This window comes from Coleofasciculus chthonoplastes PCC 7420, from assembly GCF_000155555.1.
GTDB classification, from domain to species: domain Bacteria; phylum Cyanobacteriota; class Cyanobacteriia; order Cyanobacteriales; family Coleofasciculaceae; genus Coleofasciculus; species Coleofasciculus chthonoplastes_A.
In genome coordinates this window covers 389,637-405,288 of the sequence record NZ_DS989845.1, presented here as the reverse complement: position 1 = coordinate 405,288, position 15,652 = coordinate 389,637, and the positions used below count along the sequence as shown (strand labels likewise).

10 protein-coding genes and 3 pseudogenes are annotated in these 15,652 nt (G+C 45.6%); 4 read left to right on the top strand and 9 right to left on the bottom strand.

Translation table 11 applies throughout. The annotated features are described in order from the left end of the window. The 4 genes and pseudogenes from MC7420_RS09130 to MC7420_RS09125 all read right to left on the bottom strand — a co-directional run. Positions 1 to 229, bottom strand: a pseudogene (locus MC7420_RS09130) (Uma2 family endonuclease); the annotation flags it as partial. A gap of 112 nt (positions 230 to 341) precedes the next feature. Further along, positions 342 to 482: a hypothetical protein gene (locus MC7420_RS41250; RefSeq protein WP_006099731.1), complete on the bottom strand. Its 141-nt coding sequence runs from the start codon at positions 480 to 482 to the stop codon at positions 342 to 344. Beyond that, positions 469 to 573 (bottom strand): annotated as a pseudogene (locus MC7420_RS43275) (Rpn family recombination-promoting nuclease/putative transposase); the annotation flags it as partial. The pseudogene MC7420_RS43275 and the gene MC7420_RS41250, both read right to left, overlap by 14 nt. 441 nt (positions 574 to 1,014) lie before the next feature. Further along, a complete protein-coding gene (locus MC7420_RS09125) occupies positions 1,015 to 3,201 on the bottom strand; it encodes a hypothetical protein (protein ID WP_006099784.1) in 2,187 nt (728 codons plus the stop codon). A 237-nt stretch (positions 3,202 to 3,438) separates the two neighbouring features. Between MC7420_RS09125 and MC7420_RS09120 the strand changes: the two genes are divergently transcribed. Continuing rightward, entirely contained in the window at positions 3,439 to 4,788 is a 1,350-nt protein-coding gene (locus MC7420_RS09120; protein WP_006099852.1) for a proton extrusion protein PcxA, read from the top strand. A gap of 131 nt (positions 4,789 to 4,919) precedes the next feature. On the opposite strand, the gene MC7420_RS09115 is transcribed toward MC7420_RS09120, so the two are convergent. The 5 genes and pseudogenes from MC7420_RS09115 to MC7420_RS09095 form a co-directional block, all read right to left on the bottom strand. Then, positions 4,920 to 5,057 carry a hypothetical protein gene (locus MC7420_RS09115; protein WP_006099753.1) on the bottom strand — a complete coding sequence of 46 codons (138 nt, stop codon included), beginning with the start codon at positions 5,055 to 5,057 and terminating at the stop codon, positions 4,920 to 4,922. Positions 5,058 to 5,078: 21 nt separating this feature from the next. Beyond that, the gene (locus MC7420_RS09110; protein ID WP_006099909.1) at positions 5,079 to 5,321 is read right to left on the bottom strand and encodes a hypothetical protein; all 243 of its coding nucleotides are present in this window, start codon (positions 5,319 to 5,321) and stop codon (positions 5,079 to 5,081) included. A 121-nt stretch (positions 5,322 to 5,442) separates the two neighbouring features. Further along, positions 5,443 to 5,940, bottom strand: a pseudogene (locus MC7420_RS09105) (AAA family ATPase); the annotation flags it as partial. A 2-nt stretch (positions 5,941 to 5,942) separates the two neighbouring features. Beyond that, positions 5,943 to 6,281: a hypothetical protein gene (locus tag MC7420_RS09100; protein ID WP_006099959.1), complete on the bottom strand. Its 339-nt coding sequence runs from the start codon at positions 6,279 to 6,281 to the stop codon at positions 5,943 to 5,945. 77 nt (positions 6,282 to 6,358) lie between these two features. After that, positions 6,359 to 8,728 (bottom strand): hybrid sensor histidine kinase/response regulator, encoded by a 2,370-nt coding sequence (locus MC7420_RS09095; RefSeq protein ID WP_006099782.1) that lies wholly within the window; start codon positions 8,726 to 8,728, stop codon positions 6,359 to 6,361. Between the two features lie 316 nt (positions 8,729 to 9,044). Here MC7420_RS09095 and cobN point away from each other — a divergent pair, with 316 nt between their 5' ends. From cobN to MC7420_RS09080, 3 genes are all read left to right on the top strand, one after another. Next, positions 9,045 to 13,085 (top strand): cobaltochelatase subunit CobN, encoded by a 4,041-nt coding sequence (cobN, locus tag MC7420_RS09090; RefSeq protein WP_006099844.1) that lies wholly within the window; start codon positions 9,045 to 9,047, stop codon positions 13,083 to 13,085. Positions 13,086 to 13,915: 830 nt separating this feature from the next. Further along, positions 13,916 to 14,875, top strand: coding sequence for a GAF domain-containing protein (locus MC7420_RS09085; protein ID WP_232231673.1), 960 nt, complete (start codon positions 13,916 to 13,918; stop codon positions 14,873 to 14,875). Between the two features lie 420 nt (positions 14,876 to 15,295). Beyond that, on the top strand, positions 15,296 to 15,583 hold the full coding sequence (locus MC7420_RS09080; RefSeq protein ID WP_006099827.1) for a hypothetical protein: 288 nt from the start codon (positions 15,296 to 15,298) through the stop codon (positions 15,581 to 15,583). Positions 15,584 to 15,652 lie beyond the last annotated feature (69 nt).

Here is a 15,652-nt window from a genome sequence, read left to right as displayed (position 1 = left end):
CTCCCACACTCAAAAACCCATCGGGTACAATCGCCGGTTCTTTGGCGTGATAATATATCGCCATATCTACTCCAAAAAACCAATCCCAGCGCTTCTCCCACAACAGCGCTAGGACAGCTTTAAGTAATGAGGGAATCAAATCTTGAAGTTCATTATCCACTGGCGTATCGTCAGAATCGGGTAGTTCTTCTGCACAGGGTAAGCAATCGGATGGGTTGTACTCTAGCATGAGTCGTTCAGGGAGCGACAACTTATTTCATTGTATTTGATTAAATGAAGGATAGATAACCTGGGGGCGTTTGTCGGAATTAACAGGCGATCGCATTCACTAATGACAGTTTCTACCTCAACCGTCGCACCTCTTCTAAACTCAAGCCAGTGATTTGACTAATCGTCTGTTCATCTAAAACCCCAATCATTTTCCTCGCTATTTCTACTTTAGACTCCTGAATCCCTTGTTCTCGTCCCAACCGTTGTCTCATCGGTGAGTTTGGCTTTTACATCCAGGAACGTATCTTTAATTCCCTGAATCTTCGGGGCGAGATAAGGATTAATAAAAATCATAGTTATCCTCCCCCAATTAAAAGTAGACCTAAAACACAGGCGATCGCATGGGCTTGCTGCATCCGTCAGGTGCTACTATATAGCAATCCTAAATTGATTGTGGCAATTTTCAAAACTGAAACCCTTGCTATACCTTGATTTCAAGCCGTCTACTTGTTGCATCCTATTTAGGATTGCTATAGCAATAGACACATCGATTAGGACGTTCGGCACCATTGTAGAGACGCGCCATGGCGCGTCTCTACATAAATGATGTGTCCTAACAGCCATGGCGGTTGCTATAATACCCAATTTAAATGCATGACAGCTTAATGTGATCGAAAAAGCCCGAATCTTTTGTTCACTCCTTAGAAACGATAAGGGACTTGCGACTTAATAATGTACCAAGGACGTTTGGCTGAGTTCATGAATCCAGCTTTCCTCACTGGTACTCTACTTTTACGCAGATCCCTAACTCACAACTGACTCAACCGTTAACTCTATTGATGAATGAACTAAGTTTAACAACGGACCCGTTTGTTCTGTCCCATTGACAGCTAAATCACTATGGCACAAATACACTCGATCGCGAACTCGCCCTAACAAATCCTGTAAAATTCGCTGTAGGCGTTCCTCATCTGCTTGGATTTTATCGGCTTCTGTCCAAGGCTGTCCAAACCAATCCTTGAGAAATAAGGGGGCTGCAAATAACGTCGCTGCACCTCCCTGACTCCAAAGATGAGATCCCGCATCTAACCAAAAATGCCAACGATGATAGCCACGGGCGGCGCGATATTGGAAAATGGTGGCTAGGGTAACGGCTGAATTAGCCGTAGCGGGGAGGCGACGCACGGGAAAGGAATTGGCGGTAACGGTTCCCCGACGCAATAACTGAATAAATTGGGAAATTGTCGCCTGCGGCGGTGTTCCCCCTCTGGCTATTTCCTCATCAGTCGTATGGGCGGGGAGTTTCCGCAATCGTCCATCCACTTCCCAATAATGTTGGGCGGTTTCCATGAGTTCCCGCAAAGCGGAAATTTGATCGTAAGGTAGATTAGAGCCATTCCATAGGAATTTCTGGATGGCGCGATCGAGAATCACCACACAGGACGGAATTAGGCGCTGTTGCTGCTGTTCTCGTTGCACCTCTAACCATTGCTGAATCTGGGTGTAAGCCGTTGTCGCCCGATGTCCTAAGCGATCCCAACGGGCAAAGGTTTCAACGGGTAATAAGTGGGGGGAGTCGGGATCAGGAGAATAGCAGTAATCGGCGAGTAAACCCGCCCGCACCGGGTCAATATTGGGACTGGGGATGGGAGAGTCTGCTTCAGTTGTCGCCACGGGTTCGGGTGTACGACTCAGAACCACGAGCATTTCGGCGATCGCCTCTCGATCCACTAATCGCCCTAACCCTGGATAGACAAGGGTTAGCAGGGTTAATAAGGCTCGAATTAAGGGGGAACTAATTAGGGGGCGCTGTTCGTTCAACGGTTCGATGGGAATCCCCTGTTTGGAGAGAATATCGGTCAAAGTATACCGGGCGATCGCGTCTAATCCGGGTGCAATGATGGCAATATCCCCCGGTTCCACTTGTCCCGACTTCACGGCGTCTATAATTACCTCAGCGGTGCGGCGCAATAACTGAGCGCGAGATGTGGTTTGTAGCGATCGCAAAAACTCCGGTAAGTCTGACAATATCATGGGGTCGTTGAGCAGGTCTACCGCCATTGGCGATAACGCATCAGCTAAGGAATCATTCGGCTGTGACGGTAAGGATTCCACTTGACACCGAGAGGCTAATCCTGACAAATAATCCGGATCAGCATTTAAACCTAAGCGCACTTGACCCTGGGGATTATAGGTAAACGCCCCCACGATACCCTGATCTAAGAGTAGATCAAACAAATCCCGTGCGATCGCGGGATACTCATCCACATCATCTGCCAGTATCGCCCGATAACGCTGGGTTAAATACTGTTGATAGGTAGCATCGGGTAACATTTCCCGCCAATAGAGTTCACCCACCAGACTGTAGGTTAACAGTCCCTTATCCAGACACCACCCCCGCCAATCCAACAGCAGTTTACCAATTAATTCCCATTGATCCGGGGTGGCTTCTAGTTCCACCACTCCCTGTTCTAGCATCCTGGGAATCTCTTCAATCGACGTTCCACTCAGGGCGGCTAACTGTAACAAATCTAACAGACGCCGCACCCGAACTGACTCATTAGTTCCCGGTATCGGAATTAATCCAGATTCGAGTTGGGGACGCCATAACTGCATGGCTAAATCCTGTTCGGTTTCGGGGCGCAGGCGCAGGGGAAATTGCGCCCTGAGATTTAACCGTTGGATTAAAAGGGGCCAAAATAGAATCACTTCGTCCTGAAAGAAACCCAAGGGCGTCTGACAACGCACTGGATAACGCCCCTGTAACGTCGTCGTGAGGCGATCCGTCAACTCCCGACGATTATCCGCATTGGCTGCCAAAATTAACAGGGCTGGCGTCTGATAGCGATCGCGCCGCTTTTTGTGGACAATGGGAGAGGATAATGGACGCGATCGACCCCATCCCGCTTCTACCCATTGGCGAAACAGAGTCACCAGCCGAGTTGTTTTGCCCGTGCGAGTACCACCATTAATCCAAATCGAATTCATCATTCGTCATTTGTCATTTGTCATTCGTCATTCGTCATACTCGCTCCCTTGAGAAGCAAGCTACGTTTATGTAAGGGTTTGAGCTTTATTTACAGAACTTAATCTAGGTGGATTTATTGCCACCAACCTACTTAGACTTAATATCTGTTAACATACCACGTAAAGTAAACTATATTAATTCTGGCGATTGAGAGCCAGGAACGCTCCGGACTATTTTTTATTGAGATATTAGCCGTTTCGATGAAGCTACCCTCTATTTTACGTCTGGCTAACCAATGGTTCGCGGATACCCCCGAAAGAGCCTTAGATCAAGCTTACAAAGCCGCGTTAACGATTAAATCCATTGAAGATGAGCATTTCAATGGGCAGAAAATTTCGGCTCGCTCCGGTCAACATAGTGATAGTGTTATTTCCTATTTTGAGGCTGACTTAAAGAAATACTTAAATACGATTCGAGTTCGCTTACGGGAATTTAGAACCAGTCGGTCAGTTTTCCGGATTTCTGAGCCAAAAACAACGAATGGCTTGCTCGGTTCCAGAGATAATTTAGCCCGCTATGATCCCATCGAATTAACCGAAAAGCAAGCGATTATCATCGAAAAACTCAACTTTATTGATGAAATATTAAAACGATATTCAGAACCTGAGCCATCCTCCGTTTCCTTGATCCCGCTATCTGCCAATCAAGTGACTCAAGCCAACGGTAATCCCAGAACGACAGCCAATGCCAAAACCTTAGCCCAGTTGAAGCAGGCTAGCGTGAATCCCCAAAATGATGCATTAGAAACAGTATCGGATAAAACCGGGGTTGTACCTCGGTCAATTCTGCGAACCGTCAACCGACTACAGCGAGAACTTGATCCTAAAGCCGAAGAGGAAGTTGTCAAGAAGTTTCGCACGTCTCGCGACAAAACCTTAATTTCGATCAAGTTTATTCTTACGCTGATTATTGTTCCCATTTTAGCCCATCAGGTGGCTAAAACCTTTGTAGTTGGACCCATTGTTGACTCGTTTCGCTCAGAAAATGAGCCGGGTATTTTTTTAAATATTGACATGAAGGAAGAAGCCTTCACCGAACTCCAGCGGTTTGAAGAGGAACTGCACTTTAAAAGCTTATTGGGAATGGCACCAAAGTTATCCTCGGAAGAAATGGAAGAACGGCTGAGAGAAAAAGCCACAGAGCTAGCTGAAGATTATCAGTATCGCAGTTCTGATGCAATTAAGAATATTTTTTCCGACTTAATTTCTCTCGCTTTTTTTGCTGGAGTGATTGTTACTAGCAAAGCGGATTTTGTAGTTTTAAAATCGTTTATTGATGATATTGTATACGGACTCAGTGATAGCGCCAAAGCCTTTATCATTATTTTGTTTACCGATATGTTTGTCGGATTCCACTCTCCCCACGGTTGGGAAGTGATTCTGGCGGCAATTTCGCGACATTTCGGGATTCCCGAAAATCATGATTTTATCTTTTTGTTTATTGCTACGTTTCCGGTTATTCTGGATTCGGTAATTAAATATTGGATCTTCCGTTATCTGAACCGGATTTCACCGTCAGCGGTGGCAACTTACCGAAATATGAATGAGTGATTTTGTCATTCGTCATTTGTCATACTCGCTTCGCGAGGAGCAAGCTACGTCATTTGTCCTCTGTAGAGTTCTGCCTTATTGTACTAGCTCAAATAAAATGAGGCGATCACCCTCTCCAAAATACATCACGTTTATTCTGATAGGGTTACCACAAATTCTTCAGGTAACATTACGGGAACTGGCGATGCCACAAAATCAGCTATATTGCGTGTCAGGATAATGTCCAAACCGGCGGCAAGTGCAGCTTCACTTGTTACCGCATCTGACATCACTATCAAATAATACCCGTTTCACTGGTATTTTGTCTCCAGATAATCAATATAGGACTCTTTGGCATCCTCTGGACTTAGCTGAACAACACCCAGTAAACGTTGAGTCCAAGGATCAAGATCCGTCATTGATGTTGCACTTAAGCTAGGAGACATGAGTGATAGCATTTCTTTTTGAATTGAAGCCAACAGAGACTGAACTAAACGCCAGCGATCGCTGATAGGTAATTGTAAGGCTTGGTTTTGCAATTTTTGCAATGTCATTGAATCTGTTTTTAAATAACTGGACTTTTTTAATTATAGCAGTAGACACATCGATTAGGACTTTCGGCACCATTGTAGAGACTATAATGCAACGTCTCTACATAAATAATGATGTGTCCTATAATGCTGGGGAATCGAGCCGTTTAAAGTGCGACTCTTTACCCTGTCGATTTACTACAATGACATCTTCAGGCTCAAAGTTATCCAAAAAAGAACTAGATTGGGTGCTGATGAGAATTTGGGTATGATACGAAGCCTTACCAAATATCGCCGATTAAACGGATTGTTTTGACAATACGCTGATAGGTTTCTTCAGCAAAAAAAACGTATCCCCTGCGGCATGGAATAAACGCAGGGTATAGGTATCCATTCCATTATCAACCTCAAACTCTATTTGCGGTGTTATCTTGGGTCCAAAGTGCAACAGAGATTGAGCGCGTCCCGATGTGGCGATGTACTGTTGAAGTCGTCCTGCCATCATCTCATTGAGCAGCTTAAAAAACGAAACCAGGTTGCTTTTACCTGCTCCGTTGGCTCCAATCAAGACATTTAAGGGGCGCAACTCCAGATCCATCGTTTTAATGGACTTGAAGCCGTTGAGAATGATTCGTTGCAGCATAATTATTCTTCTGCTTTTTCCACAGAAGGGGGTATTTGACTAGACACTTCATAAAAAGTTGTCGTGGGGGGCTTGACAAATAAATGAGACATCTTCTCCAAAATCTGTTGGTAAGCCTCATTTTGATTGTCCTCCATATCTTCGATATGATCCCAAAAGATAACGGCAATCCCTTTATCCGTTCCCGGTTCTCGCAGCATGTATGCCCCTTGGAATCCGTGAGTGTAGGTCGAGATGGCTTCTTCATAAAGCTGTTGGGCTTCTTCAAATTTACCGGGCTTAAATTCTCCGATCGCGACATACGCATACTTGTGTTTGAGGAAATCTAGAAATTCGCTCATGCTTACACTCCTTATTGATTAAGTCAACAACCAAGTATAAATGACCAAGGACATAAGACCAAGGACATAAGACCACTTCATATTGCCATCAATGTGGCAACTTTGTGCAGAAGTTGGGCAGGTTCTATGGGTTTGGGTAAGTAATCGTCAACGAGGGCGGTGAGATCGTGCTGTTCATCGGCTGAGAGTGAGGATGTGAGCAAAGCCAATACTTTAATGTGTGCTGTTGTCGTTTTATGGTGGAGATAATAGCTGATCTCATATCCGTCCATTGCCGATAACTGCCAATCCAGAATCACGGCATGGGGTTGCAGCAGTTCAATTTGCCTCACAGCCGTTGAACTTTCGATTAGCCAAACTAGATGATAACCCGCCGCCGTGAGAATTTCACAGATGGCTGTCGCACTAGCTTCGTTATTTTCGATTAAAACGATACTCCCTGGTATCGAAGATCCCTTTTCCGATGAGGCGGGTGATTTGGTTCCTCCTGGAACAACGGATTGGATCGGCACGCGAACGGTAAAGATAGACCCTTTTCCCACAGTGGATTCAACGTCAATTGTACCGCCATGGAGTTCGACCAATTGTTGAGTCAGGGCTAGCCCTAAACCTGTACCTTCGTAGGTACGCTGATAAGTTTTCTCTAACTGCTGAAACTTTTGAAACATTAGGGGAATTTGTTCTTGGGGAATGCCAATCCCCGTGTCTTCGATTTGAAACACTGCTCGATTCTGTTCTCGCCACCCCCTTAAGGTGACCTGACCACCAGCCGGGGTAAATTTTATCGCATTTCCCAATAAGTTAAACAGAATTTGCCGGAGTCGGCGTGGATCAGCCTGAAAGCGATCCTTGGGGGTAGGGACTTGCCAATCGAGGATTAATTCTACTTGACCACTGCTGGCTTTTTCTTTTAGGGATCGTAAGGTTTGCTGGGCAAGATACCGCAGGGAAAATTCGTTGATATTTAAAACAGCTTTTCCCGCCTCTAATTGGGAAAAATCAAGAATATCGTTAATTAGTGCCAGTAAGTGTTCCCCATTCTCTTGGATGGTTTGTAAATAACGCCGTTGTTTCTCAATGGATACAGTTTTGCTACCTCCCTCCCCTAATGACCAACGCAATAATGTTGCTGATAGTCCAATCACACAAGTCAGGGGTGTCCGCAACTCATGACTCATCGCCGCCAGAAATTCACTTTTGGCATGGTTCGCGGCTTGTGTCGCTTGCAGTGCATCTCGAAGTTCCTGGGTGCGCTCAATCACTCGCTGTTCGAGGCTACTTTTTTGCTGGTGCAGTTGGGCATACAATTGAGCCTGGTAAATGGCAACTGCCAGGTGTTCGGCAATTTGCTTGAGAAAGAGTTTTTCACTTTCTTGCCAGTGTCGGGGTGCAAAACATTGGTGGGCAATTAGTAATCCCCAGAGGCGATTTTGAACAATAATCGGTGCGACTAACTTAGCTTTGACTTGGGTTTGTCGCAGCAGTTGGAGTAAACAGGGAGAATCGCTGTAGGCGACTTCAATATCATCAATCGCCCCAGTAAATCCTTGATGATATTTGCTGCGACAGTTGGAAACATAGAGAGCGCAGTCCTTTTCCTCTCGCCAATTGAGAACTGAACGAATTTCATTAGAACGGCGGGCTTCATAAGTAACACACCCCTCATCCTGTTGTGAGAGAGGTGATGAAGTTAAAAACTGGGCGTTCTCGAATTCATCAGTGACATCTGTGGAATTGTCAACCTCAATTTTATCGCCTTCACTCCTCAGGTTAACCAAATCGCCGTCAAATTGATAGATTAATAATCGATCAACGTTCAAAAAATGGCGCACCTCATCGACAGCCGTGGAGAGGATAACGGGTAATTCTAGACTTTGACGGATGTGAGTGGTAACCTGGTGAACCAGCCGTTCCTGCTCAACCTGTTGGCGTAGCGCGGCTTCAATGGGTTGACCCACCTCACAGTAAGGATGGATAGATTCGTTGCTGATGGGATTAGCGGTGAGTATGTCCATCAACAACAGGGTAAATTCACTCTGGATGGCTGCTTGGTTCGCTTGTGGATAGGTTTGGACAAGCTTGAAGACATGCAGAATCTGAGGTTGGCGGGTGAACCGTTGAGTGAACCCGTCGAGAAAACCTGCGATCGCGTCTGATTCAAAGGTTAACCCAACTTGATATAGACTGGAATGGGAATTTGCCTCCGCTTCCCCCTGTGACTCAATCGGAGTCGCGATTAGCAAGGCGCGGAACCCTGGAGATACCAGCAGCGTAAATCGTTGCACCTGTTGATCTAGACCCACAGATACAATGGGCAAGTCCTGCGATCGCAAGAGTACAGCTTCCCTACCAATTTTTCCCTGCATCTGCTGCAATAACTCTTGCAGCCGCTCGAACATTGCCAATGGCAAGGTTCGGCTAAATCTTGGATTTCCCAATATCGCCATGAGTTTGGTCTAGTTTAAGCAAGTGACAATGCTTCACCCCTGATTCGGTGTAAGCGGAGCCTCTATTCGATGCTATCCAAGATATAGCGATTTATTTATAACATCTTTATTAAAATTTCTAGCCTTTTATGCTCTATCCATCATGGTATCATTTTGTAAAGAGTATAAGCGTTTGTCGGCAGGTATCATGTTTACATCTCTTTGCGATCGCTTACCTACTGGAGCCAAATAGAAAGATAAAGCTAGATAATGTCATACAATAAACTACCAACCCAAATGAATACGCTTAAAATAGCAAAATACCTTTAAAAAGACTATGCATCGGATTGCTGCGACACCGGGAGGATGGAACCCACAAGCTGAAGGGGTCATTTTTATTGAACAGACACCTGCTCCGATCATTGTGATCACAGCCGCCGACACTGATATTCAAACATTGGCGGCGTCAATGGCTCATTTACCCCCAGATTTCCCGGCGATTCGAGCCGTTAACCTCCTCCAATTGCAGCAGGAATTAACGATTGACACCTACACCGAACAGGTGTTAAATCAGGCAGACGTTATTATTATTCGGCTTTTGGGTGGATCTGCCTACTGGTCTTATGGATTGGAAGTGGTGCAGACAACTGTAGAACAAACAGGGGCAAACTTAATCCTATTGCCAGGAGATGATCGTCCCGATCCCAATTTAGTTAGTCATTCTACCATTTCCTTAACTGCTGTTCACCAGCTATGGCGTTATTTTATTGAAGGGGGTGTGGAGAATTGTACCAACGCCCTGAAATTTGTTGCTGATTTGTGTTTGGGAGGAAGCTATGAGCCTCTACCTCCTAAACCTGTACCGCGTGTAGGGATTTATGGATGGGGAGACGGAACGAATGAAGCGCTTACTACAAACTCTAACGTGGGGATTCTGTTTTATCGCGCTCATTATTTGGCGGGAAATACATCACCAATTGATGCACTTTGTCAAGCGTTAGTTGAACAACAGTTGCATCCTGTGCCAGTATTTGTCTCCTCGTTACGTGATCCGGAGGTACAAGCGGAAGTATTATCCTATTTCCAACCCAAAGATGATGCGGAAATTGAGGTTTTACTGAATACGACAAGTTTCTCTGTTGCTAAATTAACAGATCATGAAAAACCTGGGTTGGAGTTATGGAAACGTTTGGATGTACCTGTACTGCAAGTCATTTTTAGTGGTGGTACAAAAGAACAATGGCAGGAACAGTTTCAGGGATTAACCCCAAGAGATACAGCAATGAATGTTTCCTTGCCAGAAGTGGATGGACGCATTATTACTCGTGCGGTTTCATTCAAGGCGGTGCAAACCTGGAACCCTCTGCTGGAAACGGATGTCGTGGTGTATGAATCAGTACGCGATCGCATTAATTTTGTCACTCAGTTAGCGGCTAATTGGGTAAAATTACGCCAAACCCCGCCAGCAGAACGGCGTATTGCCCTAATCTTAGCTAATTATCCTAACCGAGATGGACGCCTCGCGAATGGTGTGGGGCTTGATACACCTGCAAGCTGTGTGGAACTTCTCAAGGCGTTGCAAGGGGCGGGGTATCAGGTAGAGGATAGTCCCGAAACCGGAGATGAACTCATTCAACGCTTAACCACGGGGGTAACAAATGATCCCGAAGGATGGGAATTACGTCCGGTTCAACAGGGGTTATCTAGGCAAGATTATCAAGATTATTTTGATACGTTACCTTTAGCAGTACAGCAAGGCATCTGTAACCGTTGGCATAAAGAAAGTGAAGGATCAATATTCAGTCAGGGCAGGTTCTGCACAAATGTTACTATTAATAGCGACAAGGAAGTTCCTAAACCCGCCCATACACATTCAACATTCAACATTCAACACTCAACAATTCCCATTCCGGGAATCCAACTGGGTAATATTTTTGTTGGGATTCAACCGTCGCGGGGTTATGATAGTGACCCAGCTTTAAATTATCACGCGCCGGATTTAGAACCAACACCCGCTTATTTAGCCTTTTATTATTGGCTGCGACAAAAATTTGGGGCGCAGGCGATGGTACATGTGGGAAAACATGGAAATTTGGAATGGTTACCGGGAAAAAGTTTGGCACTCTCTGAAACCTGTTATCCCGAAGTCGCTTTAGGGACAATGCCCCATTTATACCCCTTCATTGTCAATGATCCGGGGGAAGGCTCGCAAGCCAAACGGCGATCGCAGGCTGTGATTATTGACCACCTGACGCCACCGATGACTCGCGCTGAACTCTATGGTTCTTTGCAACAGCTAGAAGGGTTAGTGGATGAATATTACGAAGCGCAAAGCTTAGATCCCTCTCGCTTACCAACTATCCGCGATCGCATTACTCAACTGGTTATCCAAGAAAACCTGCACCACGATTTGGGATTTGAGGATGGGGAAACCTGTAGAGACTTGCCATGGCGCGTCTTGAACACAGAAACGGTAGGGGCGGGTTTTACCGATAACATTATGTCGATGTCGGATAGCTTGACTAAACCCGCCCTTCTAGGGGAAGCAGGAAAAGCGAATCTTTTAACTCAAATCGATAGCTACCTGTGTGAATTAAAAGAAGCTCAAATTCGAGATGGGTTGCATATTTTGGGACAGTGTCCCCAGGGACGACTATTGCGAGACTTAACTGTGGCAATTGCCCGTCATCCGGGAAGGGGGCGCTTAGGGTTAACTCGGGCGATCGCGCAAGATTGGGGATGGGACTTTGATCCACTGACTCCAGAAGGTGACAGTAAGAGACAAGCGATCGCGCAATTGGAAGCCCAAGCGTCTCAATGGGTGGAATCTCTCATATCAAAGGCAGAAGGAAAGTCAACACTTAGTCAGGGTGGGTTTTGTACAAAGGTTACTCTCAATAGCGACAAGACTGTTCCTAAACCCGCCCCTACAGACGCGCCATGGCACGTCTCTACATTTAATTCCCGAATCGGACAACGAACGCAACAGGAATTAGACTGGATTCGCGATCGCCTTTTACCCGCCTTAACCCAAACCTGCCAAGAAATCACTCATTTATTGCAGGGATTAGACGGGCGCTATGTCGAGAGTGGGGCGGCGGGTGCGCCAACGAGAGGACGCCCGGAGGTATTACCCACAGGGCGCAATTTTTACTCCGTTGATATCCGTGCGATTCCTACCGAAACAGCGTGGGATGTGGGACGCAAGGCGGCGGAAGCGGTGATTGAACGCTATACCCAGGATAATGGCGAGTATCCCCAAACACTGGCATTATCTGTATGGGGAACGTCAGCCATGAGAACTGGAGGCGATGATCTGGCACAAGCGCTGGCGTTGTTGGGTGTGCAACCGATTTGGGATCGCCCGTCACGTCGGGTGGTGGATTTTGAAATTCTGCCCCTGTCGGTGTTAGGGCGTCCGCGTGTGGATGTGACGCTGCGGATATCGGGCTTTTTTCGCGATGCGTTTCCCAATTTAATTGATTTATTTTACAATGCTGTGGTCGCTGTGGCGGCATTGAATGAAGCCCCGGAGGATAATCCCTTGGCGGCGCAGGTGAAACAGGAGACAGCGTTCTGGTGTCAGGAAGGATTGAGTGAAGAGGAAGCCGAGGCGCGATCGCACTATCGGGTGTTTGGCTCGAAACCGGGAGCCTATGGCGCGGGGTTACAGGGATTGATTGAGGCGCAAAATTGGCGTGATGAACAGGATTTGGCGCGGGCGTATATGAATTGGAGTAGTTATGCCTACTGTGGTACATCTTCTCCAAATCAGGAGGGAATTGCAGCACCAGAAGCCTTTGAACAACGGCTGAAACAATTGCAAGTCGTGCTACATAATCAGGATAATCGAGAACATGATTTACTCGATTCTGATGATTATTACCAGTTTCAAGGGGGATTAACCGCTTCGGTGCGGGCGCTGACAGGTAAGAATCCGCAAACCTATTTTGGTGATAATTCGATTCCCGAAAACCCCAGAGTGCGACGGCTACAGGAGGAAATTGCCCGCGTTTATCGTTCTCGTGTGGTGAATCCCAAATGGATTGCAGGGGTAATGCGCCATGGATATAAAGGGGCGTTTGAAATGGCGGCGACGGTGGATTATTTGTTTGCCTATGATGCGACAGCCAATTGTGTGGCAGATTATATGTATCAAGGGGTGACGGAGGCTTATCTGTTGGATGAAAAGGTGCAAGAGTTTATCCAGCAAAAGAATCCCTGGGTGATGCGGGATATGGCAGAACGGTTACTGGAGGCGCATCAGCGATCGCTGTGGCAATCGGCTCAACCTGAGATACTGGAGAAATTAAGAGCGATCGCTTTGCAAGCAGAAGGGGTGATTGAAGCGGTGAGTGATCCTAACTTGAGCGACTGACTTTTGACGGATGATGGGACAATAAGCTAATTTTATAACCTACTTTCCTTTATCGAGGATTAGCTGATGTGACAGTTCAAGGGGTGGAATGCAAATTGAAAACAGTCCCGCTTGATTTGGTTAGGATGTATCCAGGATTAGAAAACTCAATTACTAAGGCGTTGCTGAATGGACTGAATAACAGCAGCGTTTTTTGTTTCATAAATTCCAGAAACAGGCTCATACGCTATTTTTTCTGCTCAATCGGGTGTGACAGTTAAAGGGGTGGAACAGTGACTGCAAACAGTTTCTGATCAGTTAGCTACCATTTGTATAGATAGGATTAGAAAACTCAATGCTGGGGCGTTGCTGAATGGACTGAATAAACAGCAGCGTCTTTTTTTGTATTGTTTTTTTGTATCTAATACTACAGAATTATAGCAAAAAATTTGTATGCGTAGCCATTATAGCAATCGCCATAGCGGTTAGGACGCATCTTATGGTAGAGACGTTGCATGCAACGTCTCTACAACAGTTCATTTGTCCTAATCGATGTGTCTACTACTATAACTTCAGCGTTGCTGTTCAAGAGTGGGGCAAGTCATAGGCTTTCCTTGACATGCTCTCTTGCTAGAAGCGTAAAGATTTTACACAAATCGTAGTAAAAAGAACAGACAGCGTTTTAATCTAGGATCAGACCAACCGTTCAGATGGGTACCAGTCAGCTCCTCTGGTTAAATCGAAGTAACCGATAAACACAGTCGCTTACTTCGTTATGTCACGTATTTGTAAACCTACATGGAGGCGTGGCATTATTTTCCGATGATAATCTTAGATTGAACGGGAGAGGAATGCCACGAAGAACAATGATTCGGTCATTTAGTGTGCATCCCCAGTCTATTCTCAAAGTCAAACAAGCTTGGCGCAATAAGAGTCAGGGGCGCGATCGCGAACTGGCGGAAGCCCTGGGACTATCGTTAGATACCCTCAATCACTTTCTCAAGGGACAACCCGTTAAAGGACTAAACTTTGTCGAACTTTGTCAGGTCTTAGAATTGGACTGGCAGGATGTGGCTGGTTTAGATAGCCAGCAGAATCTAGTTTTTGACTCACCGATTGAAGTGGGTGAGTTCTTGGCTTACTCCTACAGCCATGGGGTGAGTGCTGTTGACCAAGCATTACAAACACTGGTGAGAACACTTTGCCAACTATTGGGTCGCCTCACCCGCAAAGTCGGGAATTTGCTGCGTGCGGATCGCACCAGTATTTTTTTATTGGATCGAGAACGACAAGAATTGGGTTCACTGATTGCTGAGGATGGAGACGGCGGTAGTCTGCTGATCGATATTCCGGCTAACAAAGGAATTGCTAGTCTCGCCGCCTTTTCCTTAAAAGTAATTAACATTCCCTTTGATGTCTATGATGATCCGCGCTCCGAGATGGCGCAGAAGACAGATCGCCGTACCGGATACCGCACCTATACCATTTTGGCTTGGCCCCTACTAAACGAGAAACAAGATCTTGTCGCAGTGGTGCAGTTAATCAATAAATTAAAGTCCAACTACCAACCGGAAGATGATCTAGTCAAGAAGATTGATTCTCGTGGTTTTACCGGAGATGATGAAGTCCTATTTGCCAAGTTTGCCCCTTCGATTCTCCAGATTTTAGAACGATGTCAATTTTGTTACCAACTTGCCCAAAAACTCCGAGAAACGACGGATATTCAACCCGGTAGTTTGCGAGAAATTGAATTGGTTGAGCAACTTCAGCGACAAGAACGACAGTTACAGAAGAATCTTCAACGGCTCTAGAGGGAGATACCCCACGCCCCTTGAATACAAAAGGTAATACCTGGATTTTGGATAGCCAAGGTCAGAAAACTACGTCGGGATAACGACACTGTCTTCCCCAAAAAAGTTACTCTAAGTCGTTGGATACAATTAAACTTGAGCTTGATGAGGTACAGTCTCTAAGCAAGATCCCCGACTTCGTAGGAGTTGTCGGGGATCTGTCTGTGTAGTTTTAATTAACTAAAGTCAGAAATTTATAAAAGCCGTTGGCATCATTATCGATTCTTTAATTTGTCGGTAAAATCGAGTTAATTATAACTCAAAGTCAATTTATTTAACATTTTTTAATAATCGGAATACCAAAAATAGAGTAATAGTCCTGAAAGCTGGATAAATCTGAGTAGTTAGTAATGTAGCTCTAGTGAATTTAATTCTCTGGGTATGAAATTTTCTCCCCTGATTCCGGCAAAAAAAATTCAGTTCAGTGCGGGATTATTATTGCTAGTTTTTTTCGGATCTGGATGTAATAATCAATTCGATGAATTAGCCACACAGACTTGTAGTGAGGCAGAATTAGCTGTTGCTGAAGCCCAGCAGCAATTTGATCAAGTTGAGGAGAAGTTAGCTAGCTCAAGTCAGTCAGATATTCAGACGGTTGATACATCGGTCTTGCAAGAGCTGCAAGAAACCCAAGAGTACGCTTTTGAGATTTGCGAACAAGGCGGATAGTCAAAAAGGAGGATAGGAGGGTCAGAGGGTAGGGGTATCGGGCGTCTAAGTATTTATGAATATTTTTTT

Coding starts and splice junctions, on each gene's coding strand:
- MC7420_RS41250 (WP_006099731.1), bottom strand. CDS start 482: ATGAGACAACGGTTGGGACGAGAACAAGGGATTCAGGAGTCTAAAGTA.
- MC7420_RS09125 (WP_006099784.1), bottom strand. CDS start 3,201: ATGATGAATTCGATTTGGATTAATGGTGGTACTCGCACGGGCAAAACA.
- MC7420_RS09120 (WP_006099852.1), top strand. CDS start 3,439: ATGAAGCTACCCTCTATTTTACGTCTGGCTAACCAATGGTTCGCGGAT.
- MC7420_RS09115 (WP_006099753.1), bottom strand. CDS start 5,057: ATGTCAGATGCGGTAACAAGTGAAGCTGCACTTGCCGCCGGTTTGGAC.
- MC7420_RS09110 (WP_006099909.1), bottom strand. CDS start 5,321: ATGACATTGCAAAAATTGCAAAACCAAGCCTTACAATTACCTATCAGC.
- MC7420_RS09100 (WP_006099959.1), bottom strand. CDS start 6,281: ATGAGCGAATTTCTAGATTTCCTCAAACACAAGTATGCGTATGTCGCG.
- MC7420_RS09095 (WP_006099782.1), bottom strand. CDS start 8,728: ATGGCGATATTGGGAAATCCAAGATTTAGCCGAACCTTGCCATTGGCA.
- cobN (WP_006099844.1), top strand. CDS start 9,045: ATGCATCGGATTGCTGCGACACCGGGAGGATGGAACCCACAAGCTGAA.
- MC7420_RS09085 (WP_232231673.1), top strand. CDS start 13,916: ATGCCACGAAGAACAATGATTCGGTCATTTAGTGTGCATCCCCAGTCT.
- MC7420_RS09080 (WP_006099827.1), top strand. CDS start 15,296: ATGAAATTTTCTCCCCTGATTCCGGCAAAAAAAATTCAGTTCAGTGCG.